The organism is Bradyrhizobium sp. HKCCYLRH3061 (genome assembly GCF_051168015.1).
Classification (GTDB): Bacteria; Pseudomonadota; Alphaproteobacteria; order Rhizobiales; family Xanthobacteraceae; genus Bradyrhizobium.
In genome coordinates, this window is record NZ_JBNPUE010000015.1 from 165,490 (window position 1) to 190,180 (window position 24,691).

General features: G+C 66.4%; 17 protein-coding genes. 10 read left to right on the top strand and 7 right to left on the bottom strand.

What is annotated here, in order from left to right:
• Positions 1-74 precede the first annotated feature (74 nt).
• Positions 75-3,074: an autotransporter outer membrane beta-barrel domain-containing protein gene (locus ACQR2C_RS23595; protein ID WP_434882232.1), complete on the top strand. Its 3,000-nt coding sequence runs from the start codon at positions 75-77 to the stop codon at positions 3,072-3,074.
• A gap of 73 nt (positions 3,075-3,147) precedes the next feature.
• Positions 3,148-4,320 carry a fumarylacetoacetate hydrolase family protein gene (locus ACQR2C_RS23600; RefSeq protein WP_434882233.1) on the top strand — a complete coding sequence of 391 codons (1,173 nt, stop codon included), beginning with the start codon at positions 3,148-3,150 and terminating at the stop codon, positions 4,318-4,320.
• Positions 4,321-4,524: 204 nt separating this feature from the next.
• On the opposite strand, the gene ACQR2C_RS23605 is transcribed toward ACQR2C_RS23600, so the two are convergent.
• The 3 genes from ACQR2C_RS23605 to ACQR2C_RS23615 form a co-directional block, all read right to left on the bottom strand.
• Positions 4,525-5,790, bottom strand: coding sequence for a 2Fe-2S iron-sulfur cluster-binding protein (locus ACQR2C_RS23605; RefSeq protein WP_434882234.1), 1,266 nt, complete (start codon positions 5,788-5,790; stop codon positions 4,525-4,527).
• Positions 5,791-5,845: 55 nt separating this feature from the next.
• Positions 5,846-6,949, bottom strand: a complete 1,104-nt coding sequence (locus ACQR2C_RS23610; RefSeq protein ID WP_316218384.1) for a ferredoxin — start codon at positions 6,947-6,949, stop codon at positions 5,846-5,848.
• A gap of 1,382 nt (positions 6,950-8,331) precedes the next feature.
• Complete coding sequence (locus ACQR2C_RS23615; protein ID WP_434882235.1) at positions 8,332-8,793, bottom strand: Lrp/AsnC family transcriptional regulator; 462 nt, start codon at positions 8,791-8,793, stop codon at positions 8,332-8,334.
• 138 nt (positions 8,794-8,931) lie between these two features.
• On the opposite strand from ACQR2C_RS23615, the gene ACQR2C_RS23620 reads away from it, so the two are divergent.
• Complete coding sequence (locus ACQR2C_RS23620) at positions 8,932-11,298, top strand: transketolase (protein WP_434882236.1); 2,367 nt, start codon at positions 8,932-8,934, stop codon at positions 11,296-11,298.
• Positions 11,299-11,787: 489 nt separating this feature from the next.
• Positions 11,788-13,218 carry an aldehyde dehydrogenase family protein gene (locus ACQR2C_RS23625; RefSeq protein WP_434873690.1) on the top strand — a complete coding sequence of 477 codons (1,431 nt, stop codon included), beginning with the start codon at positions 11,788-11,790 and terminating at the stop codon, positions 13,216-13,218.
• Between the two features lie 111 nt (positions 13,219-13,329).
• Here the strand turns inward: ACQR2C_RS23625 and ACQR2C_RS23630 are convergent, their stop codons facing one another.
• The gene (locus tag ACQR2C_RS23630) at positions 13,330-14,298 is read right to left on the bottom strand and encodes an SMP-30/gluconolactonase/LRE family protein (RefSeq protein ID WP_434882237.1); all 969 of its coding nucleotides are present in this window, start codon (positions 14,296-14,298) and stop codon (positions 13,330-13,332) included.
• Between the two features lie 89 nt (positions 14,299-14,387).
• Here ACQR2C_RS23630 and ACQR2C_RS23635 point away from each other — a divergent pair, with 89 nt between their 5' ends.
• Together ACQR2C_RS23635 and ACQR2C_RS23640 are read left to right on the top strand one after the other, a co-directional pair.
• A complete protein-coding gene (locus tag ACQR2C_RS23635) occupies positions 14,388-15,206 on the top strand; it encodes an NAD-dependent epimerase/dehydratase family protein (RefSeq protein WP_315805865.1) in 819 nt (272 codons plus the stop codon).
• Between the two features lie 141 nt (positions 15,207-15,347).
• Positions 15,348-17,054, top strand: coding sequence for an IlvD/Edd family dehydratase (locus tag ACQR2C_RS23640; RefSeq protein WP_434882238.1), 1,707 nt, complete (start codon positions 15,348-15,350; stop codon positions 17,052-17,054).
• A gap of 8 nt (positions 17,055-17,062) precedes the next feature.
• Here ACQR2C_RS23640 and ACQR2C_RS23645 read toward each other — a convergent pair whose 3' ends face one another.
• A complete protein-coding gene (locus tag ACQR2C_RS23645) occupies positions 17,063-17,848 on the bottom strand; it encodes an enoyl-CoA hydratase/isomerase family protein (RefSeq protein WP_434882239.1) in 786 nt (261 codons plus the stop codon).
• Positions 17,849-17,961: 113 nt separating this feature from the next.
• On the opposite strand from ACQR2C_RS23645, the gene ACQR2C_RS23650 reads away from it, so the two are divergent.
• Positions 17,962-19,197 carry an NAD(P)/FAD-dependent oxidoreductase gene (locus tag ACQR2C_RS23650; protein ID WP_434882249.1) on the top strand — a complete coding sequence of 412 codons (1,236 nt, stop codon included), beginning with the start codon at positions 17,962-17,964 and terminating at the stop codon, positions 19,195-19,197.
• On the opposite strand, the gene rbsK is transcribed toward ACQR2C_RS23650, so the two are convergent.
• Together rbsK and ACQR2C_RS23660 are read right to left on the bottom strand one after the other, a co-directional pair.
• Complete coding sequence (rbsK, locus tag ACQR2C_RS23655; protein WP_434882240.1) at positions 19,194-20,102, bottom strand: ribokinase; 909 nt, start codon at positions 20,100-20,102, stop codon at positions 19,194-19,196. The two genes, ACQR2C_RS23650 and rbsK, sit on opposite strands and share 4 nt — an antisense overlap.
• Before the next feature lie 20 nt (positions 20,103-20,122).
• A complete protein-coding gene (locus ACQR2C_RS23660; RefSeq protein WP_315805870.1) occupies positions 20,123-21,016 on the bottom strand; it encodes a sugar kinase in 894 nt (297 codons plus the stop codon).
• A 206-nt stretch (positions 21,017-21,222) separates the two neighbouring features.
• Between ACQR2C_RS23660 and ACQR2C_RS23665 the strand changes: the two genes are divergently transcribed.
• The 3 genes from ACQR2C_RS23665 to ACQR2C_RS23675 all read left to right on the top strand — a co-directional run bounded on the left by ACQR2C_RS23665 (position 21,223) and on the right by ACQR2C_RS23675 (position 24,578).
• Positions 21,223-22,482 carry a Glu/Leu/Phe/Val family dehydrogenase gene (locus ACQR2C_RS23665; RefSeq protein WP_315805861.1) on the top strand — a complete coding sequence of 420 codons (1,260 nt, stop codon included), beginning with the start codon at positions 21,223-21,225 and terminating at the stop codon, positions 22,480-22,482.
• Positions 22,479-23,327 carry a VOC family protein gene (locus ACQR2C_RS23670; protein WP_434882241.1) on the top strand — a complete coding sequence of 283 codons (849 nt, stop codon included), beginning with the start codon at positions 22,479-22,481 and terminating at the stop codon, positions 23,325-23,327. The genes ACQR2C_RS23665 and ACQR2C_RS23670 overlap by 4 nt, the downstream gene beginning before the upstream one ends.
• Positions 23,328-23,636: 309 nt before the next feature.
• Positions 23,637-24,578 carry an NAD(P)H-binding protein gene (locus tag ACQR2C_RS23675; protein ID WP_434882250.1) on the top strand — a complete coding sequence of 314 codons (942 nt, stop codon included), beginning with the start codon at positions 23,637-23,639 and terminating at the stop codon, positions 24,576-24,578.
• Positions 24,579-24,691 lie beyond the last annotated feature (113 nt).

The window sequence follows — 24,691 nt, forward strand, 5'->3', positions numbered from 1 at the left end:
CGGGGTGCAGAGCAAGATCGGGGGATTGCGTGCAGAGGCGGGTCGAAACGGCGGGGCGTCCGACGGCGCGAGGCGTGTGGGGCGCGCTGGGGCTCATGCTCGGGCTCGTCGGGCTCGGGGCGACGACGTCGGCGCAGGCCCAGACCGACTACACCTGGGGCGGCACCGGCTCTTCGACTGCGACCTCCGACTACAACCTCGCGACCAACTGGGAGACCCCGCCGGCCGGCGCGCCGCCCGCATCGAGCGGCCAGCGGGCGCTGTTCGGCGCCACCGGCGCATCGACCATCACGGTCACCGCGCCGCTCAATCCGGATTCCTGGATTGTCCTCAGCAACGCCCAGTCCTATGCGATTGGCGGCGCCGACGTGAATTTCGGCGTCGCCGGCTCCGGCTGGGGCTTCATCAACAACGCCAATTCCGGCCAGACGATCACGATCAACAACAATCTCGGCGAGACCGTTGCCGGCGTGCGCGCCGAGCTGCTCGGCAACAGCACCACCATTCTGCTCGGCAACAACTCCTATTCGGGCGGCACCTTCATCGGCAACGGCGCGACCCTGCAGCTCGGCGACGCCACCCACACCGCCCGCATCATCGGCGACGTGTCGAATTTCGGCATCTTCAACGTCGTCAGGGCCGATACGTCCGGCATCGTCTCGCTCACCAATGATGGCGGCACCACCAACTTCCTCGGCGCGAGCTCCGCCGGCACGATGACGATCGTGAACCAGTCGATCGCCACGACGGCGTTCGGCGTCGCCGGAGGCACCGATACGGCGACGGCGGGGAACGCCGTGATCACCAACCATCAGGGCCGCACGCTGTTCAACGCCAACACCAGCGCCGGCAATGCGACGATCACGAATGATACGTTCAGCCTGGTCGCGTTCGTCAATGCCGCGACGGCCGCCAACGCGGTCATCACCAATGGCGGCAATTCCTACCTGATGTTCGGGATGGGCTTCGGCAGCGACACGCCGTCCGCGGGCAACGCAGAGATCACCAACAACATGGACGGGCATATCCAGTTCAACGCCCATTCCACCGCGGCGAATGCGACCATCACCACCAACGACGGCGCTTCCACCCTGTTCTTCGACCATGCGACCGCAGGCTCCGCCACGATCATCACCAATGCCGGTGGTCGCACCCGTTTCCTCGACAATACGACCGGCGGCGCCGCGCAGTTCGTGACCAACGGCACCGGCGTGGTCGACTTCTCCGGCAGCACGGGGGCCAATGGCGACGGCCGCATCACCGCCGGCTCCCTGGCGGGATCCGGCAACTATTACATCGGCGCCTTCAACACGCTGGTGGTTGGCGGCAACAATCTCTCGACCGAGGTCTCCGGCGTGATCAGCGACTACGACCCGTGCGAGTGCGGCACGGTCGGACCGGGCGCGCTGACCAAGGTCGGCAGCGGCAAGCTGATGCTGTCCGGCATCAACACCTACACCGGTGCGACCACGGTCGATGGCGGCATCCTCGCCGTCAACGGTTCGATCGCCGGCAGCAGCGTGACCGTGAATGCCGGCGGCACGCTCGGCGGCAACGGCATCGTCGGCAGCACGCTGGTCAATGGCGGCGCGCTGGCGCCCGGCAATTCGATCGGGCTGCTGACGGTGCAGGGCAATCTCGTGTTCACGGCTGCCGCGAGCTACATGGTCGAGGTGTCGCCGGCCAATGCCGACCGGGTCAACGTGACGGGCACCGCGACGCTGGGTGGCGCCACGGTGCAGGCGGCGTTCGCCCCCGGCAGCTACGTCAACAAGCAGTACACGATCGTCAACGCCGCCGGCGGCATCAGCGGCACCTTCAACACGCTGGTCAACACCAACCTGCCGGCCAACTTCTCCTCGAGCCTGAGCTACGACGCCAACACCGTCTATCTAAACCTGACGCTCGGCACGTCCGGGACCAATACCAACCAGCAGAACGTCACAGACACCACGACCGGCTATTTCAACCGCACCGGCGGCATCCCGGTCGCCTTCGGCGCGCTGACCCCGGCCGGCCTGACGCAGGCGTCCGGCGAGATCGCCACCGCCTCGCAGCAGGCGATGTTCGACTCGATGAAGATCTTCCTTGGCCTGATGACCGATCCCTTCGTCGCCGGGCGCAGTGCGAACCCATCGGCTCCGGCGGCGTTCGCCGACGCAGGGCAGGGCGCCGCACCGCGCGATGCCTTCGCGCGCATGCCGGTCAAGGCCGCTTTGGCCCGGCGCTTCGACGAGCGCTGGAGCACCTGGGCGGCGCCGTTTGGTGGCGGTTCGTTCACCGACGGCAATGCCGCGCTCGGCTCGAACGACACCACCATCCGCGAGGTCGGCTTCGCCGCCGGCGCCGACTACATCGTGTCGCCGAACTGGCTGGCCGGCTTCGCGCTGTCGGGCGGCGGCACCAGCTTCAGCGTCAATGGCGGCGGCAGCGGCCGCTCCGACCTGTTCCAGGCCGGCGCCTTCGCCCGCTATCGCAACGGCCCGGACTATCTCTCCGCCGCGCTGGCCTATGGCTGGCACGACGTGACCACCGACCGCACCGTGGCCGTCGCGAGCGTCGACCAGCTCCGCGCCCGCTTCAATGCATCGGCCTATTCCGCCCGCCTCGAGGCTGGCCGCCGCTATGCCACGCCGTGGGGCGGGGTCACGCCCTATCTCGGCGGGCAGGCGACGGCTTACGTGTTGCCGTCCTATGCCGAGCAGGTGCTCTCCGGCGCGGGCACCTTCGCGCTGAGCTATGCCGGCAAGACCGTGACGGATGCGCGCGCCGAGCTTGGCGCGCGCGGCGACCGGTCGTTTGCGCTCGCCGACGGCGTGCTGTCGCTGCGTGGCCGCGCCGCCTGGGCGCACAATTTCAACCCGGATCGCACCATGACCGCCAGCTTCCAGGCGCTGCCAGGCACGAGTTTCATCGTCAACGGCGCCGCGCAATCGCGCGACCTCGCGCTCACCACGGCCTCGGCCGAAATGGCCTGGCGCAACGGCTGGTCGGCGGCCGCGACCTTCGAAGGCGAGTTCTCGACCATCAGACGCTCCTACGCCGGCAAGGGCGCGGTGCGCTACAGCTGGTGATCGCGCGCTCCCATCTTGGATCGTTCTCGCAGCAATGCTACGGCTGCCTCAACGAGACACCAGGGAGAACGCCATGATCAATCTGACGCCCGAGACCATGCTGCCCGACGACGGCACCCAGGGAACGCTGGTCGGCCGGGTCTGGCGGCCCGACGTCGATGGTCCGGCCGTTGTGGCGGTGCGCGATGACGGCGTCTACGATGTCACCTCGGCCTTCCCGACCGTCAGCGCGCTGTGCGAGCACGACGATCCCGCGGCTGCACTGCGCGGCATGGGCGGGCCGCGCATCGGCGACCTCGCCGCCATCCTCGCCAACACGCCCCCCGATCGCCGTGATCCCGCCAAGCCGTGGCTGCTGGCGCCGGTTGATCTACAGGTGCTCAAAGCGGCCGGCGTCACCTTCGCGATCTCGATGCTGGAGCGCGTCATCGAGGAGCGCGCGCGCGGCAATCCGGCCTCGGCCGAGGCGATCCGGACAGAGGTGGTGCGTCTCGTCGGCGACGATTTCTCCAAGCTGAAGCCCGGCTCCGACCAGGCCATGCACCTCAAGCAGGTGCTGATCGAGCAGAACGCCTGGAGCCAGTATCTCGAGGTCGGCATCGGCCCCGACGCCGAGGTCTTCACCAAGGCGCCGACCATGTCGTCGGTCGGCACCGGCATGGATGCCGGGCTGCATCCGAAATCGACCTGGAACAACCCGGAGCCGGAGGTGGTGCTGGCGGTGTCGAGCCGCGGCCAGATCGTCGGCGCGATGCTCGGCAACGACGTCAACCTGCGCGACTTCGAGGGCCGCTCGGCGCTGCTGCTGTCCAAGGCCAAGGACAACAACGCCTCCTGCGCGATCGGACCGCTGCTGCGCCTGTTCGACAGGAGCTTTTCGCTCGACGACGTCAGGAAGATGGACGTCGCGCTGAACGTGACCGGCAGCGACGGCTTCGTGCTCGACGGCCATTCCTCCATTAGCAAGATCAGTCGCGATCCGACCGATCTCGTCGCCCAGACCATCGGCGCCGTGCATCAATACCCCGACGGCTTCGCGCTGTTCCTCGGCACGATGTTCGCACCGGTCAAGGACCGCGATGCGCCGGGTCAGGGGTTCACCCACAAGCGCGACGACATCGTCACGATTTCAGCTCCGCAGCTCGGCCGCCTCGTCAACCGCATGCGCAACAGCGACGAATGCGAGCCGTGGACGTTCGGCGTCGGCGCCCTGATGCGCAGCCTCGCGCGGCGCAAGCTGGTCTGAGGCACGCGGGCTTCCACACCCACGATGTCATTCCGGGGCGCGCGACAGCGCGAGCCCGGAATCCATACGCCGCGGCGCTCGTGAGGCAGACGTCCTGAGTTACGATCGCGCTCCATCACGCAGGCTCGTGGTTATGGACTCCGGGCTCGCTCGCTTCGCGAGCGCCCCGGAGTGACGGAGAGACTGGGGGGCTCCTGCGTCGCCTCACACATGCCCCGACGCCATTTCGCCGGCGACGCGGCGCGGGCGCTCCTGCAGCTGGGCGGGATCGCCGCGCGCGGCGCGCTCGCGGACCAGCGAGAGCGCGTGGTCGCGTTCGGCGGCCGGGCTGCGCCGTGGCTCCGACCGGCGCAGGCCGAGATCGTCGTCGATCGGATCCTTCGGCACCAGCGACAACGCCCGCTCGAACGGATCGAGCGACGCGTCACGCCCCCTGCCGCCGTCACGGCCCGGCTCAGGCTCGGGCGGACGTCGCGCCACGAGCGTCCTGATGCGCCCGATCAGGCCGGATGGCGCTTCCGGCGGCGCTGAATCGAACGGGTCGGCATAGAACGTCGCGCCGGCCTTCTCGACCATGCCGGCAAGTGCGGTGACCATGCGCGGCGAGCCGCAGGCATAGACCACGTCGGAGGACGTCAGCGTCGGCATGTGCGGCTCGATCCGCCCGGTGCGGATCGACGGATGGTTGATCGGGCCTTCCTCCACGGTCGGAATGATCGTGACATTCGGCAGCCGCGCGAGCTGCGCCAGGATCGGCGTCATGTAGAGCTGCGGCAGCTTCTTGGCGCCGGCGATGATCACCATGGGACGGCTGCGGTTCTCGCGCAACGCCATCGCCGCGATCGCCCAGATCGGCGCGAAGCCGGTGCCGCTGCCGGCGAGGACGAGACGGCCGGCGCCGCCCGGACGCAGGAACGCGTGACCATACGGCCCCTGGATGCGCAGCCGATGGCCGGGCCGGATGCCGCTGCCGAGCGCTTGCGTGACGCGGCCGCCACGGACCTTCTTGATGTTGAGATGGATGACGCGGCCGCCGATGCGGCCGTCGAACGAGGCGGTCGGGCTGTAGGCGCGCGCCGGATAGCCGGCGAAGGTGAACTTGAAGTACTGGCCCGGCAGATAGCTGATGCTCTTCTTCTCGGGCGCGATCATCAGCTCCATGATATCTGGCGCGACCTCGCGCAGGCCGACCAGCCGTGCCTTGCTGATATCGATCTCCGGCACGTCCTCCACGTCGACGTCGAGGTCGGAGACGACGCGCGCCTGGCATGCATAGATCATGCCCTGCGTATGCGTCTCGCCGCACACCGTCTGCCCCTTCGAGACGTGAACCATGCAGGTGCCGCAGGTGCCGGCGCGGCAGTCGAACGGAATCTCGACGCCGTTGGCGAGCGCGCCATCGAGCAGCACGTCACCCGCGCGGACGCGGAACTGGCGGCCCTTGACGGTGACGGTCCTGAAGTTCGACATGGTTTACTCCTCGATCGGATACGCTGTGACGATGGTGGGACGAGACCGCGGGGCTTCACGCCTTGCCGGGCGACACGCGGATGAGATTCTTGTTGGCCGTGCTCTCGAATCGGCTCGACCAGTAGTTCGACGCCATCACCGGCCGCTTCAGCCAGCTCACCTTCGGCGAGCGCAGCACCAGGAACCAGAAGAAGAATGGCGTCGTGATGAGATGCGAGACCAGCGGAAACCAGTCCGGGAGTAATGACGCCGGGCCGGGCAGGCGATACCAATAGTAGGTGCTGATCGCGGCCGCCGCGAAGATGCGATGCATCCGGGTGCGGGCGGCCGGCCTGTAGCGCAGGATGCGCTCGCCGACCCTGAACACGACGTAGCTGACGAGCGCGGCGCCCAGCGGCCACACATAGGCGGTGATGATCGCGGCCTGGTCGACCTGCTGCGGCGGATAATCCGGCACTTGATACCAGCCCCAGACGAAGCCGGGGAAGCTGCCGATCAGGAAGTTGCCGAGGAACTGCTGGACTTTTGTGGGCACGCCGGCGGTCGGCGTCAGCTCCGGCGTGGAGTCGGGGCACGGATTGCTGCAGGCCTCGCAGATGTTGCAGCGGGCGTTCTTGAAGGTCAGGGCCGGGTTGGTGCCGTAGAGCCGCTCGACCGGATGGATCGGGCACAACGAGGTGCACCAGCCCGAGCGCATCTCGAACACCGAGCCCATCGCGAACGCCATGACCGCGGCCGACAGCAGCATGACCGCCGTCAGCGGGCCATCGACATTGAGCCCGATGCGCCGCATCGGTACCACGATGAAGAGAAGCGTCACGCTGATCACCGCCAGCGTCGCCGCGCCCCATTCCGGCATCCTGATGTTCTGCGAGATGCCCATCTTGTTCGGCAGCAGATGGAATGTCGCCATCGGACAGATGTTGCGCCACAGGCCGGGCGAGATCGTCACCAAGGCGGGCGCGACGGGAATCAGCAGATTCCACATCAGCGCGATGCCGAGCGCAGGAAAGAACAGCAGCAGGTTCACCAGCAGCACGCCGACGGCCAGCATCACCGTCTGCATCGTCAGCCAGAACCGCCGCTCGCCGCGTCCGGTGCTGCGGCTGCCGGGCTGTGCGGCCGGCTGATACCGGGCCGGTGCCACGTTCACGGCCACGTGGGCGAGTGGCCGGGTCTGTCGTTGGTGGGAAGCATAATCGTGTTGAGCCGAACGTTGAGCGCTGTTGTTTCGCATTGCTTTCCAGGACGCTGGTTTCTCTGTACGGGCGCGCTGGTGTGACGATTTCGGGCCGGACGTGTTGGTCCGCCGTGCCTGTTAGTTCGCGTCATCAGCGCATGCTGTGCCGCAGAATCTGACGGCGAGATGTGGCGCTTTTTGACGGCCAATATGGACGTGTCTGGGCCATGCTGCGGTAGGCGTGCGGCCGTTTGATCTGGATCAAATCGAGGAACATCAAGGATTTGATCGGGGGCGAGATCGGTTTGTCGTGGACGTTTGATCTGGATCAATGACGGCCCTTGCTGTGACGCATCGCAGGCGCGATCAAGGCTTCGCTCGCGCTGAGAGGGGTGGGGGAGGGGCGGCCACGCGCACCAGCCCAGCGGAGAGTCCCCCCTCATCCGGATTGCATCTGCCGATGCAATCCGGCCTCTCCCGCACTCTGGGAGAGGCCGGCGGTGCGCGTGGCGACCCGACGGGCAAATCAGATTGCCTGCGCAAATCCTGTCCACCCCCCGGACGAAAAATAAATCGCTTGCCGATTTCGCAAAATCAGCATTAGAGTCCGGCCCGTTCCGTTGCGTCGGAGGGGACGTATCGCGGTCGTCATGGACGTCGGCAGCGGAATGCGATGGGCGTGTGTCGTTGCAGCGTGATCAGTCGCGCGGACGAACAATGATGCACGCACGGTCAAGTCGCGCGGTCCTGATATCCCGACGCTGATATCAAGCGGGTGACGATGCCTCAGCGTGTCGCGCTCGTGATGGTGGCCAGAAAGCCCGGCGCACCAGGGAGAACGCGAAGCAGCCGTCAAAACCATCGCGCAGGGAGGGCCGGGCGTATTCGGCCAGACCTGTGGTACCTGCCGCCTGCATTTTTTGAGCAGGCGGGCCACGGGCGCGGCCAGCGCCCGGCCTTCCCTGCGCCCTCTTTGATGAGAGGGCGAAAAATCAAAGCTCGGGCGCAAAACGTGTCGCGAGGTCGCGAAACTATATTCTCATGCATCAGAAAGTGCTGTCGGACAACGTGAGCACGGCAGACAGTACGGGCGTCATTGCGAGCGCAGCGAAGCAATCCAGGATCTTGCCGCGGATGCGCTCTGGATTGCTTCGTCGCTGCGCTCCTCGCAATGACGGAAATCTTGGTGGGCGTCTCGTTTCAACAAACACGGTGTCGTCCCGGCGAACGCCGGGACCCATAACCCCAGGAAGATGTTGTTGCGCGAGATGTTGGACCAGGCTTGTTTCACCACGGCCGCCGCGGAGTATGGGTGCCGGCGTTCGCCGGGACGACAGCGGAGGTCGTGGCGATTGCTTGGCTCACACCGGCAGTGCAATCGAGTACTTGACCTGACTCAGGGCAAAGCTGCTCTCGATCGAGGCGATGCCGTCGAGCCGGGTCAGCTTCGTCTTCAGGAACGCCTCATACGACGACAGATCGGCCGCCACCACGCGCAGCAGGTAGTCGCGATTGCCCGTCATCAGATAGCATTCCAGCACCTCGGGCCAGGCGGAGATCGCCTTTTCGAACCGCTTCAGGTCCTCCTCCTTCTGACGTGCCAGCTTGATGGAGATGAACACCGAGACGTGCAGCCCGAGCGCCTTCTGGTCGACGCTGGCGATGTAGCGGGTGATGACGCCGCGCTCCTCCAGCAACTTGACCCGGCGGTGACAGGGCGAGACCGACAGCCCGACCTTGTCGGCGAGCTCCTGCATGGTGATGCGGCCGTCGGCCTGGAGGTGGCCGAGAATCTTGCGGTCGATGGCGTCGAGTTCTGGCATTGGAATCAAGTCGCTGAAAATGAGTTCAGGTTGATAAAATATCCCAATATAGCCGCTCTGTGCGCGAAAAATTGAGAATTCTGGCCGTGGCAAGAGGATTAAAGTCCACGAATCCAGCAATACCCGGGGAGCAGCGCCATGGCCACGCCATCCGCATCGTCAGACCGTCTCGATATCCTGAACGCGCTGACCCGCAAGGCGTTGTGGCTGTCGTCCTGGACCATCCATCACGCCAACCACATCAGGCCGAACACCGATGGCCTGAAGGTCGGCGGCCACCAGGCCTCGTCCGCCTCGCTCGCGACCATCCTGTCGGCGCTGTACTTCTCGGTGCTGCGCCCCGAGGACCGCGTCGCAGTGAAGCCGCATGCGAGCCCGGTGTTCCACGCGATCCAATATCTGTTCGGCCGGCAGACGCGCGAGAAGCTGGAGAATTTCCGGGGCTTCAAGGGCGCGCAATCCTACCCGTCGCGCACCAAGGATGTCGACGACGTCGACTTCTCCACCGGCTCGGTCGGGCTCGGCGTCGCGCAGACGCTGTTCTCGTCGCTGGTGCAGGACTACGTGCAGGCGCATGGCTGGATGAAGGATCGCCGCGAAGGCCGCATGATCGCGCTGGTCGGCGACGCCGAGATGGACGAGGGCAACATCTTCGAGGCGCTGGCCGAGGGCTGGAAGCACGGCCTGCGCAACACCTGGTGGATCGTCGACTACAACCGCCAGAGCCTGGACGCTGTCGTGCGCGAGGGCCTGTGGGAGAAGTTCGAAACCATGTTTCGCAATTTCGGCTGGGACGTGGTGATCGTGAAGTACGGCCGGCTGATGCGCGAGGCGTTCGCCGAGCCCGGCGGCGAGGCGCTCAGGCGCTGGATCGACAATTGCCCGAACGCGCTCTACGCGGCTTTGTGCTTCCAGGGTGGGGCTGCCTTCCGCAAGCACATCCAGGACGAGATCGGTGACCAGGGCGACGTGACGCGGCTGCTCGACAAGCGCAGCGACGACGAACTGCTGGCGTTGATGTCGAACCTCGGCGGCCACGACATGGCGAGCATGCTGGAGGCGTTCGAGTCCATCGACCACGATCGCCCCGTCTGCTTCATCGCCTACACCATCAAGGGCGTCGGCCTGCCGTTCCAGGGCCACAAGGACAACCACGCCGGGCTGATGACAGTGGCGCAGATGGAGAAATGGCGCGCGCAGCAGAACATCCGCCCGGGCCATGAATGGGACAAGTTCGAAGGCCTGACACAGGATGCGGCCACGCTGGAGGCGTTCCTCAAATCCGTGCCGTTCAATCGCGACGGCCGCCGGCTCGACGATGCCGTGTTCGACGTGCCCAGGCTGACCTTCACCGCCGCGGCCCAGATGTCGACGCAGCAGGGCTTTGGCCTGATCCTCAACGATCTCGCCCGCGGCGACACCGCAATGGCCTCGCGCATCGTGACGTCGTCGCCCGATGTCACCGTCTCGACCAATCTCGGTGCCTGGGTCAACCGCCGTGGCCTGTTCGCGCGTGCCGAGAAGGCCGATTTGTTCCGCAGTGAGAAGATCCCCTCGACCTTCAATTGGGCGGCCTCGCCGAAGGGCCAGCATATTGAGCTCGGCATCGCCGAGATGAACCTGTTCATCATGGCCTCCGCGCTCGGGCTGTCGCACGCCATCAACGGCGCGCGGCTGCTGCCGGTGGTCACCTTGTACGATCCCTTCATCGAGCGCGGCCTCGATGCGCTGAACTACGCCTGCTATCAGGATGCGCGTTTCATGGTCGTCGCGACGCCGTCGGGCGTCACCCTGGCGCCGGAAGGCGGCGCGCATCAGTCGATCGCGACGCCCTTGATCGGCATGGCGCAGGATGGGCTGTCCTCGTTCGAGCCGGCCTTCGTCGACGAGCTCGCCGCGATCATGAAGTGGGGCTTTACCCACATGCAAGCCACGCCGGGCGAGGGCGGCTCGGTCTATCTGCGGCTGTCGACGCGCACCATCGACCAGCCGCAGCGGATCATGACGCCCGAGCTGGAGTCCGACATCGCCGCGGGCGCCTATTGGCTGCGCAAGCCGGGCCCGAATGCGGAGGTGATCGTCGCCTATACCGGCGCGGTCGCGCCGGAGGCGATCGAGGCGACCGGGCTGATCGGCGAGTCCCGCCGCGACGTCGGCCTGCTCGCGATCACCTCGGCCGACCGGCTGCATGCCGGATGGACGGCGGCGCGCAGCCTGCGCCGGCATCGCCGCGGCGGGCAGCATCTCAGCCACATCGAGCAGTTGCTGGCGCCGCTGCCGCGCGATTGCGGCATCGTCACCGTGATCGACGGCCATCCGGCGACGCTCGGCTGGCTCGGCTCGGTGCGCGGCCATCGCGTCGAGGCGCTGGGTGTGGAGAAATTCGGCCAGACCGGCACGATCGACGACCTTTATCGCCACAACGGCATGGACGCGAACGCGATCATCGACGCCGCCGAGAGCCTCACCGGCGCCCCGGTGAGGCATCGCAAGATGGCGGTGTGAGAGGGGGCGGAAACAAGGACGCCGCCTCGCTCACCTGGGGTGAAGGAGACGGCGTCGCAACTTGGATCAAATGTCTACGTGCTAAAAGGCCACGCAATAAGAACAGGCGAAAATATCGGTTCTGAAATCGTGTCCGGCGTCCTTTCGAGATGCCGGGATGTCTATGACGGGGAGATTAGCCACGGCGATCCAACGGCGATGTGAAGCAGTTCACATCTTGGAAATGAATCTTCGGCGACGGGAATTCTGCCATCCGGAATGATGGCCGGTTAGCGGCGAAAGAGGGAGCCACGCTTGTTGCGATGCAAAATGGAGCGGCGACGAAACGCAGGCGCGTCGGCTTGCGCCGGTCGCGGGCTTGCTCCTATATCCGCGGGACGCAACCCCGGTCCCCGCATGTGGCGGGTTCATCCCGCGGATCGCGCGTGCCAGGATGCCGGCCCGCGCGCTGCCGCCCCTCCATATGCTTCCACGTGAAGAGGTTTTCCGATGGTCAATCGCCTGCAATTCTACATCGACGGCGCCTGGGTCGATCCGGTCGTCAAGAAGTCCACCCCGGTCATCAATCCGGCGACCGAGGAGGCGATGTATGAGGTTGCGCTGGGCTCCAAGGCCGATGTCGACAAGGCCGTCGCCGCCGCCAAGCGCGCCTTCGAGACCTTTTCGCAGACCTCGCGCGATGAGCGCGTCGCCCTGCTCGAGAAGATCATCGCGATCTACAAGGGCCGCATGAAGGAGATCGGCGCCGCCGTCTCCGACGAGATGGGCGCGCCGCTGCCGATGGCGGAGAAGCTGCAGGCCGGCGCCGGCCTCGGCCATCTGATGTCGACGCTCGACGTGCTTAAGAAATACGAGTTCGAGGAGACGCTTCCGGCGTCCGTGGTCGTGCGCGAGCCGGTGGGCGTGGTGGGCATGATCACGCCCTGGAACTGGCCGCTCAATCAGATCGCCTGCAAGGTCGCGCCGGCGCTGGCCGCGGGCTGCACCATGATCCTGAAACCGTCGGAATTCACTCCGACCTCGGCGCTGATCTTCGCCGAGATCCTGCATGAAGCCGGCGTGCCGAAGGGCGTGTTCAACCTCATCAACGGCCTCGGGCCGGAGGTCGGCGCCGCCATGAGCGAACATCCGGACATCGACATGATCTCGTTCACCGGCTCAACCCGCGCCGGCATCGACGTCGCCAAGCGCGCAGCGCCGACGGTGAAGCGCGTCAGCCAGGAGCTCGGCGGCAAGTCGCCGAACGTGATCCTGGAGGGGGCCGACCTCACCAAGGCGGTGACCGGCGGCGTCATGCACATGTTCAACAACTCGGGCCAGTCCTGCAACGCGCCGTCGCGCATGATCGTGCCGGCCGCGCGGATGAAGGAAGTGGCCGCGATCGCCAAGGGCGTCGCCGACAAGACCAAGGCCGGCGATCCCCGCGGCGAGGGCACCACGATCGGCCCGGTCGTCAATCGCGGCCAGTGGGACAAGATCCAGGCCCTCATCAACAAGGGTATCGAGGAGGGCGCGACGCTCGTGGCTGGCGGTCCGGGCCTGCCCGAGGGCGTCAACAAGGGCTTCTACGTCCGTCCGACCATCTTCGCCGACGTCAAGCCTGACATGACGATCTCGCGCGAGGAGATTTTCGGGCCGGTGCTCGTCATCATCGGTGCGCAGGACGAGTCCGAGGCGGTGAAGATTGCCAACGACACGCCCTATGGTCTTGCCGGCTACGTCTCGGCTCCGACGATCGAGAAGGCCCGCGAGGTCGGCCGCAAGATCCGCGCCGGCAACGTCAATTTGCAGGGCGTGCCGAACGACCGCACCGCGCCGTTCGGCGGCTACAAGCAGTCCGGCAACGGCCGCGAATGGGGCAAGTTCGGTCTCGAGGAGTATCTCGAGGTCAAGGCGGTCGCGGGCTACAACGCGGCCTGATCGATGAGGATGCGTAGGGTGGGCAAAGCGCAGCGTGCCCACCGTTCGCGCCGACAACGAAGCAGGTGGGCACGGCGCTCCGCGCCTTTGCCCACCCTACGGGACCGGATGTCAGCCCCCCAGCGCGCCCTGCGTGTTCACGTAGAGTGCGTAGATCGACTGGCTGGCAGCCATGAACAGGCGGTTGCGCTTGAGGCCGCCGAAGCAGACGTTGGCGCAGCGCTCGGGCAAAGCGATGCGGCCGATCGGCGCGCCATCCGGCGCGAACACCATGACGCCATCGAGCTCGGGCGAGCCCATGCCCCAGCCGCACCAGAGATTGCCGTCGACGTCGCAGCGCATGCCGTCCGGCGTGCCTGGGCCGGCATCGATGTGGACGCGCTTGTTGGCGAGCGTCGTGCCGTCGGCGGAGACGTCATAGGCGAGGATCTTGCGCGTCGGCACGCCGCGGGATTCGACGATGTAGAGGATGGATTCGTCGGGCGAGAAGCACAGCCCGTTCGGCCCCAGCACGCCTTCGGCGACGATGGTCGCTTGGCCGGTGGCAGCGTCGATCCGGTACACGTGGGTGTCGATCTCCGGCTCGGCCTTGTAGCCCTCGTAATTGCCGAGCAGGCCGAAGGTCGGATCGGTGAACCAGATCGAGCCGTCGGACTTCACCGCGACGTCGTTCGGCGAGTTCAGCCGCTTGCCGTTGAAGGAATCCATCAGCACGGTGATCGAGCCGTCGTATTCGGTGCGCGTGACGCGGCGGCCGCCATGCTCGCAGGTGACGAGCCGTCCCTGCCGGTCACGGGTGTTGCCGTTGGCGAAATTGGAGGGCTTGCGGAAGATCGAGACCGCGCCGGTCTCCTCCTCCCATTTGAGGATGCGCTGGTTGGGAATATCGCTGCAGAGGAGATAGCGCCCGTCGCCAAACCACACCGGCCCCTCTGCCCAGCGCAGCCCGGTGGCGAGCCGCTCGACCGCGGAGAGCTTGAGCCAGTATTTCTCGAAGCGCGGATCCAGCGCCTGGATCGCCGGATCGGGATAGAAGGTGGCAGGGCGAAAGCCCTGCGCGTGAGCGTTTCCGTCGGACATTTGGCCGGTCCTGTTATTGCGCCGTTACGATCTCTGCTATCATCGCCGAGCAATGACCGCAAACCTGCGGGCCGAACAAGAGGGATGAAATGCCACGTATCTTGATGACCGGAGCGAGCGGTGGAATCGGCACTTCCTTGCGGAAGCTGCTGCCGCCGATCTATCCGGACCTTCTGCTCAGCGACCTCAGACCGCCGGCGGATCTGTCCAGCCAGGAGACGTTCAAGGCGGCCGATCTTGCCGACCTGTCCCAGGTCGAGGCGCTGTGCGAGGGCGTCGACGGCATCATCCATTTCGGCGGCTACTCGGTCGAAGGACCGTGGAGCGACATCCTGCAGGCCAACATCATCGGCGGCTACAACCTGTTCGAGGCCGCCCGCCGCAAGGGTGTGAAGCGCGTGGTGTTCGCGTCGTCGAACCACGCGGTCGGCTTCTATCCGCGCCATCGCAAGATCGACAACGACGTGCAGCCGCGCCCCGACGGCCGCTACGGCGTCAGCAAGGTGTTCGGCGAGGCGCTCGGGTCTCTGTATGCCGACAAGCACGGGCTGAAGGTCACGTGCCTCCGCATCGGCAATTTCGGCGACAAGCCGCTCGACAAGCGCCGTCTGTCGATCTGGCTGAAGCCGGAGGATCTCGTGCAGCTCTGCCGCATCGGCCTGGAGCATCCGGACATCCACTTCGAGGTGCTGTACGGCGCCTCGCTCAATGAACGCGCCTGGTGGGACAACCAGCGCGCCTATGATCTCGGCTACCGCCCGACTGGCCGCGCCGAGGATTTCCGCGAGCACGCCATGGCCGAGCAGGCCAAGCTGCCGGCCGATCCGATTGGGGACTATTTCCAGGGCGGCGCGTTCTGCACCACGGAGTTCGATGGCGACACCAGCCGGATCATCGATTGGGGGTGATCCAAGGTCGGCATTCCGGGGCGCGTCCGCAGGACGCGAACCCGGAATCTCGACATGAGAGTTTAAACCACTTCTGGATTCCGGGTTCGCGCTTCGCGCGCCCCGGAATAACGAGACAGAGCAACGAAAGAAAAGAAGACCATGACCGACGGCCTGCGCAAGGGACTGACCGCTTACGGCGATGCTGGATTCTCGCTGTTCCTGCGCAAGGCCTTCATCAAGGCGGCCGGCTATTCCGATGACGCGCTCGATCGTCCGATCGTCGGCATCACCAACACCTACAGCGACTACAATCCCTGCCATGGCAACGTGCCGCAGATTTTGGAAGCGGTGAAGCGCGGCGTCATGCTGTCCGGCGCGATGCCGTTCGTGTTTCCGACCATCTCGATCGCCGAGAGTTTTGCGCATCCGACCTCGATGTATCTGCGCAACCTGATGGCGATGGAAACCGAGGAGATGATCCGCGCGCAGCCGATGGACGCCGTTGTCGTCATCGGCGGTTGCGACAAGACCTTGCCGGCGCAGATCATGGCCGCGGTGTCCGCCGATCTGCCGACCGTGGTCATTCCGGTCGGACCGATGGTGGTCGGGCATCACAAGGGCGAGGTGCTCGGCGCCTGCACCGATTGCCGACGTCTCTGGGCGAAGTATCGCGCCGGTGAGATGGACGGCAGCGAGATCGATGCGGTCAACGGCCGGCTCGCGCCTTCGGTCGGCACCTGCATGGTGATGGGCACGGCCTCGACCATGGCCTGCGTCACCGAGGCGCTCGGCCTGTCCCTGCCGATGAGCGCGACCATCCCGGCGCCCCACGCCGAGCGTTTCCGCTCGGCCGAGGCCAGCGGCCGGGTCGCGGCGGAAATGGCCAAGACGAAGGGGCCGAGGCCGAGCGAGTTGCTGACGCCGGCGGCCTTCAAGAACGCCCAGGTGGTGCTGCAGGCGATCGGCGGCTCGACCAACGGGCTCGTGCATCTCACCGCCATCGCCGGCCGGACGCCGCACAGGATCGACCTCGATGCGTTCGACTGCATCGGGCGCGAGGTGCCGGTGCTGGTCGACCTCAAGCCGTCCGGCGATCACTACATGGAGCATTTCCATCACGCCGGCGGCGTGCCGAAGCTGATGAAGCAGCTCGGCGATCTCATCGACCTCGATTGCCGCTCGATCACCGGCCAGTCGCTGCGCGACATCGTCGCTGCGGCGGAGGATGTTCCCGGGCAGGACGTGATCCGCGCGCGCGATGACGCGATCAAGCCGGAAGGCGGCCTTGCCGTGCTGCGCGGCAATCTGGCGCCGCGCGGCGCAGTCATCAAGCATTCGGCGGCGAGCCCGAAGCTGCTGCAACATACCGGGCGCGCCGTCGTGTTCGAGTCGGTGGAGGACATGACCCTGCGGATCGATGATCCCGCTCTCGATGTTTCGGCCGACGACGTCCTGGTGTTGCGCAATGCCGGACCCAAGGGCGCGCCAGGCATGCCGGAGGCGGGGTACCTGCCGATCCCGAAGAAGCTCGCGCGCGGCGGCACCAAGGACATGGTGCGCATCTCCGATGCGCGCATGAGCGGCACCGCGTTCGGCACCATCGTCCTTCACATCACGCCGGAGTCCGCCGTCGGCGGTCCGCTGGCGCTGGTGCGGAGCGGCGACATGATCCGGCTCGATGTCGAAAAGCGCAGCATCGACCTGCTGGTCGACGACGCCGAGTTGGACCGGCGTCGCGCTGCGCTGAAGCAAGCCGCAACGCCCGAATGGGCCGAGCGCGGCTATGCGCATCTCTTCCATGCAACGATCCTGCAGGCCGACGACGGCTGCGATTTCGATTTCATGCGCCGGAAAGGGAAGAGTTGAGCGCAGTCCTACTTTCCCTTGCTGGTGAACCGCTTCACGGCGGCGCGGAATTCGTCGGTGTGCATGCAATTGATGATCGCATCCCGCTCGGCCGCCAGCTGGTCTTCGACCGAGCTGGTCAGTGCGCGATGGATCAGCGCCTTGGTCGCAGCGATCCCCGCCGGCATGTTCTGCGCCAGTCGCTGCGCCAGCGCTTCGGTGGCTGCAGCGAGCCCGGGGGCGGGGACGACTTTCGCGACCAAGCCCCATTCATGGGCCTGCGCGGCCGTGAAGCTGTCCTCCGCCAGGAAGATCTGCAACGCCCGCCTGATGCCCACAGTGGCGACCATGCCAACTGTACCGCCGCCGTCGGGCGACACGCCGAGCTTGGCATAGGCCGGCGTGAAGCGCGCGTCCTCGGCGGCGATGCAGAGGTCGGCGGCGAAGGCGAGCGACATCCCTGCGCCGGCGGCGGAGCCGTGCACGCTCGCCAGCACGATCTTGGGCATGCGCCGCAGGCTCGCGATGAAAGCATGGTAGTGATGCAGCAGTTCGCTGACGACAGGCGTGATGGCGTTGGCCTCAGCGGCAGCGCCGATCGTCTGCAGGTCGCCGCCGGCGCAGAAGGCGCGGCCTTCGCCTTTCAGGATCAGCACGCGGATGGTCTTGTCGGCCTCTACTTGGGCCGCAAGCAGCTCCAAGCGCTTCGCAATCGCAAGGTTGATGGCGTTGAACGCCGCCGGGCGGTCGAGCGTGATGGCCGCGATCGGACCCTCGATGCTCAGGCGGGCAGGTTCCGCTACGGCGTCCGACATTCATACCTCCCGGGCGTGGTTCTTGTTGCCGCATTTAAACCGCACGGCGGGACCGGTGACAATGCCGGGCAAGTCTGCCAAAACCCGGTTCCGTCGGCATGGACAATGACAGAATGGGGCAGCGCGCAGTGACGAAGGGACCGGTGGTGATCGTAGGTGCGGGGCATGCGGGATTCCAGCTCGCGACCTCGCTGCGTCAGGCAGGCTTTGCCGATCCGATTCACCTGATCAACGACGAACCGCATCTGCCGTATCAGCGCCCGCCGCTGTCGAAGGCCTATCTCAAGGGCACCGGCGGTCCCGAGACCCTGATGTTTCGGCCGCAGAAGTTCTACGCGGACCAGACCATCGATCTCGTCTATGATCGTGCCGTCGCGGTTCAGCGCGATCAGCGCAAGGTGCTGCTCGCCTCCGGTCGGACGCTCGACTATGGGCACCTCGTGTTCGCGACTGGCGCGCGCAACCGGCTGCTCGACATTCCCAATGCCAATCTCCCGGCCGTGCGCTATCTGCGCATTCTCGATGACAGCGAAGCGCTGCGAGGATTGCTCGCCGATGCCAAGCGGGCCGTGGTGATCGGCGCCGGCTTCATCGGTCTCGAATTCGCGGCGACGGCGCGGAACAAGGGCCTCGAGGTCGACGTGCTCGAGCTCGGCGCGCGGGTGATGGCGCGGGCCGTGACCGCGGAAATCTCGGACTACTTCCAGAAGCAGCATGCGGAAGCCGGCGTGCGGATTCATCTCTGCGTGCAGGCCACCAGCATCGAGGCCGACGGCAACAAGGTCACCGGCGTCAGCCTCAGCGATGGTCGGCACATCCCCGCCGATCTCGTCGTGGTCGGCGTCGGCGTGCTGCCGAATGTCGAGCTCGCCGCCGAGGCGGGATTGCAGGTCGCCTCCGGCATCGTGGTCGACGAGTATCTGCTGACCAGCGATCCGCACATCTCGGCGATCGGCGATTGCGCGCTGTTCGCCAGCCAGCGCTTCGGCGGGACTCTGCGGCTGGAGTCGGTGCAGAACGCCACCGATCATGCCCGCTGCGTCGCGGCGCGGCTGACGGGCGACGTCAAGCCCTATGACGGGCAGCCGTGGTTCTGGAGCGATCAGGGCAATGACAAGCTCCAGATCGCGGGGCTCACCACGGGCTATGACCAGGTCGTGCTGCGCGGGGATCCGGCGCAAAAGGCATTCTCCGCATTCTGTTACAAAGAGGGCCGGCTGGTCGGCATCGAGTCGGTCAACCGCGCCGGCGACCATATGTTCGGCCGCAAGTTGCTTGCTGCGGGCGGCACCTTGGATGCAGCCAAGGCCGCTGATTCCAGCTTCGACCTGAAGAGCGCTCTCGCCTAGAGCAGCGCGCGCACCTCCTCGGCAGTGGGCATCGACGGGCCGGCGCCCATCCGCTGCACCGAGATCGACGCCGCAGCGTTGGCGTAGGCGATCGCATCCGCGATCGCCGCGCCCTGCGACAGTCGCGCCGCCAGCGCGCCGACGAAGCAGTCGCCGGCGCCCGTGGTGTCGACAGCCTTGACCGCGCGGCCTTCGACCAGCCTTGCCTCGGCACCAGAGACCGCGACCGCGCCACGCGCGCCGAGCGTGACGCAGACCGTCTGGTCGTCGCGAGGCTTGAGCGCAAGCACCGCCGCGTTCGCCTGCCGCGGCGTCGGCGCGTCGCCAAGCTCGATGCCGGCCAGGAAGCCGAGCTCGCTTTCGTTGAGCACGAGGACGTCGACCAGCGCGAACAGCTCGCGGCCAAAGGCGCTGGCGGGGGCGGGGTTGAGGATCGTGGTGGCGCCGGCGGCCTTCGCGCGCTGGAAGAAGGCGGCGATGGTCGCCTGCGGGATCTCGAACTGGCTCACCGCCACGTCGCCCGTTGTCAACGCAATCTGCGCCACATCGTCAGCGCTGACCTCGGCATTGGCGCCCGGGATCACCACGATCGTGTTGTCGGCGTTGGCCAGCGTGATGATCGCGGTGCCGGTCGACGCGTCCGCGCTGTCCTTGACCGCGGCGAGGTCGATGCCCTGGCCGGCGAGGAAGGCGCGCAGCTGCTCGCCGAAGGCGTCGCGGCCGAGCCGGCCGATCAGCGTGGTCGGCGCGCCGAGCTTGGCCGCCGACACCGCCTGGTTCGCTCCCTTGCCGCCCGGGAAGTACATCACCGACCGGCCGGCGACGGTCTCGCCGATGCGCGGATGGCGCTCGGCCGCCGCCACCACGTCCATGTTGATGCTGCCGGCGACGACGACCCGCCCCATCCGCCTGCTCCCCACAACCGCTAGACGCGCGCCTCGAATTCCTGCCGGACCAGCTCGATATCGGCGAGCGTCGGCAGGCCGGCCTCGTTGCCGAGCTTCTGGATCTTGAACGTCGAGGCCGCGCGGGCGAACTCGAAATGCTCCTTCCAGCCCTTCGCCGGATCGGCCAGATACGAATACACATAGGCGCCATGGAAGACGTCGCCGGCGCCGTTGGTGTCGATCACGCGCTCGCGCGGGATCGGATAGGCGGGCAGCGTATGCACCGCGCCGACCTCGTCATACCAGAGCAGGCCCTTCTCGCCCTGGGTCACGCCGCCGATGCGGCAGCCGCGGCTCTTCAGGTAGTCGAGCATCTTCTCCGGCGTGAGGTCCATCTGCTCGCACAGCCGCTCGGCCACGATCGCGACGTCGATATATTCCAGGAGCTCATGGGTGTTGGTGCGCAGGCCGCCGCCGTCGAGCGAGGTCAGGATGCCGGCCTCGCGGCACAGCTTGGCATAATGCAACGCGGCGTCGGGCTGGTGGCCGTCGACATGCAGCGCCCTGCAATTGCCGAGATTGAGCAGCGGGAACGGGTGGATATGCGCGTCGTCGCGGCAGCGCACGATGGCGCGCTTGCCGTCCTTCGGCATGATGAAGGACAACGAGGAGGCATTGACCTTCCGGGGATGCACGGAGATGCCGTATTTCGCGGTCATGTCCTGGAACATCCGCCCGAGCCAGTCATTCGCGACGGTCGCGATCAGGTCGGGCACGATGCCGAGCTTGGCGCAGCAAAAAGCCGCAGTCACCGCATTGCCGCCGAACGAGACGGCATAGTCGGACGCCACATGCTTCTCGTCCCCCGTCGGCATGTGGTCGGTAATGAACGTCACGTCGATGTAGGTCTGTCCGATGAAGAGGGCCTGCATTGCCATTTTTGTCTCACTCAAGGGGTGGTCGCGGCCCCGGCGCCGCAGATTAGCAAGCGGTCAAAGCGGATCAACGCTGAAATTCTTCGTCAAATCGTCACCTTGGTGGTTGAGATCGGCCGTCTGCTACCGGTGGCCCCCTGCCGCCGGCGCGCGGGTCGCGCTATGGTTGCCGGCCTGCAGAAACGCAGATTCGGGAGTGGAATATGACTGTCTATGCGGGTCCGGTGTTCGAGATGGCCACCAATCAGTTCAACGTGATCGCCGACCATCTTGGCATCCCAGCCGACGAGCGGGACCGGCTGCTGTTGCCGAAGCGGGCGATCACCGTCTCGTGTCCGATCCACAAGGATGATGGCACAATCTCGGTCTATGAAGGCTACCGGGTCCAGCATCTGCTGACGATGGGGCCGACCAAGGGCGGCACGCGGTTCGCCCCGACGGTCGACATTGGCGAGGTCGCCGCGCTCGCGATCTGGATGAGCTGGAAATGCGCGCTGGTCGGCTTGCCCTATGGCGGCGCCAAGGGCGGCATCAACGTCGATCTCTCCAAGCTGTCGAAGCGCGAGCTCGAATCGCTGTCGCGCCGCTACATGCAGGAGATGATCCCGTTCGTCGGCCCGCATACCGACGTGATGGCGCCCGACATGGGCACCAATGAGCAGGTGATGGCCTGGTTCATGGACACGTATTCGATGTACCAGGGCCAGACCGTGACCGAGATCGTCACCGGCAAGCCGGTGTTCTCCGGCGGCACGCTCGGCCGCCGCGAGGCGACCGGCCGCGGCGTCGCCCATGTGTCGCGGCGGGTGATGGATGAGCTGGGCATCGACCCGACCACGTCCACGGCCGTAGTGCAGGGCTTCGGCAATGTCGGCTCCTACGCCGCGCTCGGCTTCCACCAGATGGGCATGAAGGTGATTGCGGTCAGCGATCACACTGGCGCCCTCCATGATCCGCGTGGCCTCGACATCCCGGCGCTGATGGAGCATGCGACCAGGCACGGCAGCATTGCGGGCTTCTCCACCGAACTCGCCTTCGATCCACACCAGATACTGACCCTGGCCTGTGACATCCTCGTGCCGGCGGCCGTCGAGCGCGTGATCGACGCCAAGGTGGCGGCGCATCTGAAATGCCGGGTGATCGCGGAAGCCGCCAACGGTCCGACCACGCCGGATGCCGATCTCGTGCTGGAGCAGCGCCGCAAGGAGATCTTCCTCATTCCCGACATTCTCTGCAATTCCGGCGGCGTCATCGTCAGCTACTTCGAATGGGTGCAGGATCTGCAGCAGCTGTTCTGGGAGGAAGAGGAGGTGATGCGCAGGGAGTACCAGATCCTCGACCGCGCCTTCGAGCGCATGCTGGCGCGCGCCAAGGCCGACGACATCTCGCACCGGACCGCGGCGATGGCGATCGGGGTGGAGAAGGTGCGCAACGCCAAGAACTCGCGAGGGCTGTTTCCGTGATCACCGGGCTCGACCACGTCGTCGTCCTGCTGCAGGACATCCAGGCCGGCAGCGCCGCGTTCGAGACGCTGCTGGCGCGCAAGCCGTCCTGGCAGAATTCGGGCGAGGGCGCCGACCGCGTCCTGTTCACGCTCGACAACATGAGCCTGGAGCTGATGGCGCCGGCGGGGGAGAGCCCCGCCGCCGACCGCATCCGCAACGTCATCAAGATCTGGGGAGAGGGGCTCGCCAGCATCTGCTTTGCCACCGGCGATATCGGCAAGATGCATCGGCGGCTCGAGCGGGTCGCGCTGAAGCCGGATCCGATTGCCGAGGTCGACAACACCGACCGCATCTCGGGCCGGACGCTGCATTGGAAGCGCACCCGCGCGATGACCGATCTCACGCGTGGCGTGCGCATGTTCTTCCTCGAGCTTGCCGAGCCACGTCCGCCGTCCGCCAAGACCGCCGATACGGCCGTGCTCGGCCTCGACCATATCGTGATCTCGACCGAGGATCCCGAACGCGCCGCCGCGCTCTACGGCGCCCGGCTCGGCCTCGACATGGCGCTCGACCGCAGCCATCAGGAATGGGGGCAGTTGATGTTCTTCCGCTGCGGCGACCTGATCGTCGAGGTGGTGAAGCGGCCGGTCGCCGGCAACGACAAGGCCCATGACAAGCTGTGGGGCCTGAGCTGGCGCGTCGCCGACATCGATGCCACGCGCGCGCGGCTGCTCGCCGCCGGCCTGCAGGTCTCCGAGCCCAGAGTTGGGCGCAAGCCCGGCACACGGGTGATGAGCCTCTACAGCGGCACCTGCGGCATCCACACGCTGATCCTGGAGAAGACCCCGCGCGTGGCGGAGTGAGGGATTCGCGGAGCGTGGAGAGGCGTTCGGACAACGGCACGGCAGGTCGCGAGCAACGCTAGGGCGTCGGGATGCGCTCAGCTCTTTCGACCCGTCATGGCCGGGCTCGTCCCGGCCATCCACGTAGCACCGCACACGCCGGACGACGTGGATGGCCGGGACGGGCCCGGGCATGACGAGAATTCCCGTGGCAGTCTCGACGCCGCGCAAGGGCAGGCGGTGATATAGATTGGGACGGTTTCCAGAGTTTCGCCTCAGCCGATGACCTCTCCTATCGTCGTCCCTTCGTCTGGTCCGCGCCGTGTCTTCATGCTCGGCGCGACGGGAACGATCGGCCGCGCCACCGTGCGTGCGCTGGTCGCGCGGGGGCATGAGGTGGTCTGCTTCGTCCGTCCGCGCCAGGACGCCGTGCGGGTCCAGGGTGCCACCGTCAGAACGGGCGACGTCACCGATCCCGTCTCGCTGGCGCGGGACGGCTTTCGCGGCGAGCATTTCGACGCCGTGGTGTCCTGCATGGCATCGCGGACCGGTGTGCCGCGCGATGCCTGGGCGGTCGACCACCAGGCTCATGTGAACGTGCTGGAGGCCGGCCGCAATGCAGGCGTGACGCACTTCGTAATGCTGTCTGCCATCTGCGTGCAGAAGCCGCTGCTGGCGTTTCAGCAGGCCAAGCTGGCGTTCGAAGCGCATCTGATGGAGCAGGGCCTGATCCATTCGATCGTTCGTCCCACCGCGTTCTTCAAGTCGCTGTCCGGGCAGGTCGAGCGTGTCAGACAGGGCCGGCCATATCTCGTGTTCGGCGATGGCCGTCTCACCGCGTGCAAGCCGATCAGCGACGCCGATCTCGGCGACTACTTGGCCGGCTGCCTCGATGACGAGAGCTGCTGGAATCGCGTGCTGCCAATCGGCGGCCCCGGACCGGCCATCACGCCGCTGGAGCAGGGCGAGCATCTGTTCGCGCTGCTCGGACGCAAGCCGCACATCCGCCACGTCCCGGTGGCGCTGCTCGACGTCGTCATCCGCGGGCTCGATCTTGCCGGTCGGGTCGTGCCGTCGCTCGCCGACAAGGCGGAGCTCGCCCGCATCGGCCGCTACTACGCCACCGAATCCATGCTGGTGCTCGACCCCGCCACCGGCCGCTACGACGCCGACGCCACGCCGTCGACGGGTTCGGAGACGCTGTTCGACTACTACGCGAAGCTGATCCGCGGCGAGGCCACGGCCGAGCGCGGCGACCACGCGGTGTTTTGAAGTCTCCGGCGCCATGTTGGGCACGATCCTCTCCGTCGTCATGGCCGGGCTTGACCCACGGCTGTCCGGTTCAGCTTCCGCATATTGCGAGGCTCAACTGTTGTGGGTTTTTG

Coding starts and splice junctions, on each gene's coding strand:
- ACQR2C_RS23600 (WP_434882233.1), top strand. CDS start 3,148: ATGATCAATCTGACGCCCGAGACCATGCTGCCCGACGACGGCACCCAG.
- ACQR2C_RS23605 (WP_434882234.1), bottom strand. CDS start 5,790: ATGTCGAACTTCAGGACCGTCACCGTCAAGGGCCGCCAGTTCCGCGTC.
- ACQR2C_RS23615 (WP_434882235.1), bottom strand. CDS start 8,793: ATGCCAGAACTCGACGCCATCGACCGCAAGATTCTCGGCCACCTCCAG.
- ACQR2C_RS23620 (WP_434882236.1), top strand. CDS start 8,932: ATGGCCACGCCATCCGCATCGTCAGACCGTCTCGATATCCTGAACGCG.
- ACQR2C_RS23625 (WP_434873690.1), top strand. CDS start 11,788: ATGGTCAATCGCCTGCAATTCTACATCGACGGCGCCTGGGTCGATCCG.
- ACQR2C_RS23630 (WP_434882237.1), bottom strand. CDS start 14,298: ATGTCCGACGGAAACGCTCACGCGCAGGGCTTTCGCCCTGCCACCTTC.
- ACQR2C_RS23635 (WP_315805865.1), top strand. CDS start 14,388: ATGCCACGTATCTTGATGACCGGAGCGAGCGGTGGAATCGGCACTTCC.
- ACQR2C_RS23640 (WP_434882238.1), top strand. CDS start 15,348: ATGACCGACGGCCTGCGCAAGGGACTGACCGCTTACGGCGATGCTGGA.
- ACQR2C_RS23645 (WP_434882239.1), bottom strand. CDS start 17,848: ATGTCGGACGCCGTAGCGGAACCTGCCCGCCTGAGCATCGAGGGTCCG.
- ACQR2C_RS23650 (WP_434882249.1), top strand. CDS start 17,962: ATGGGGCAGCGCGCAGTGACGAAGGGACCGGTGGTGATCGTAGGTGCG.
- rbsK (WP_434882240.1), bottom strand. CDS start 20,102: ATGGGGCGGGTCGTCGTCGCCGGCAGCATCAACATGGACGTGGTGGCG.
- ACQR2C_RS23660 (WP_315805870.1), bottom strand. CDS start 21,016: ATGCAGGCCCTCTTCATCGGACAGACCTACATCGACGTGACGTTCATT.
- ACQR2C_RS23665 (WP_315805861.1), top strand. CDS start 21,223: ATGACTGTCTATGCGGGTCCGGTGTTCGAGATGGCCACCAATCAGTTC.
- ACQR2C_RS23675 (WP_434882250.1), top strand. CDS start 23,637: ATGCTCGGCGCGACGGGAACGATCGGCCGCGCCACCGTGCGTGCGCTG.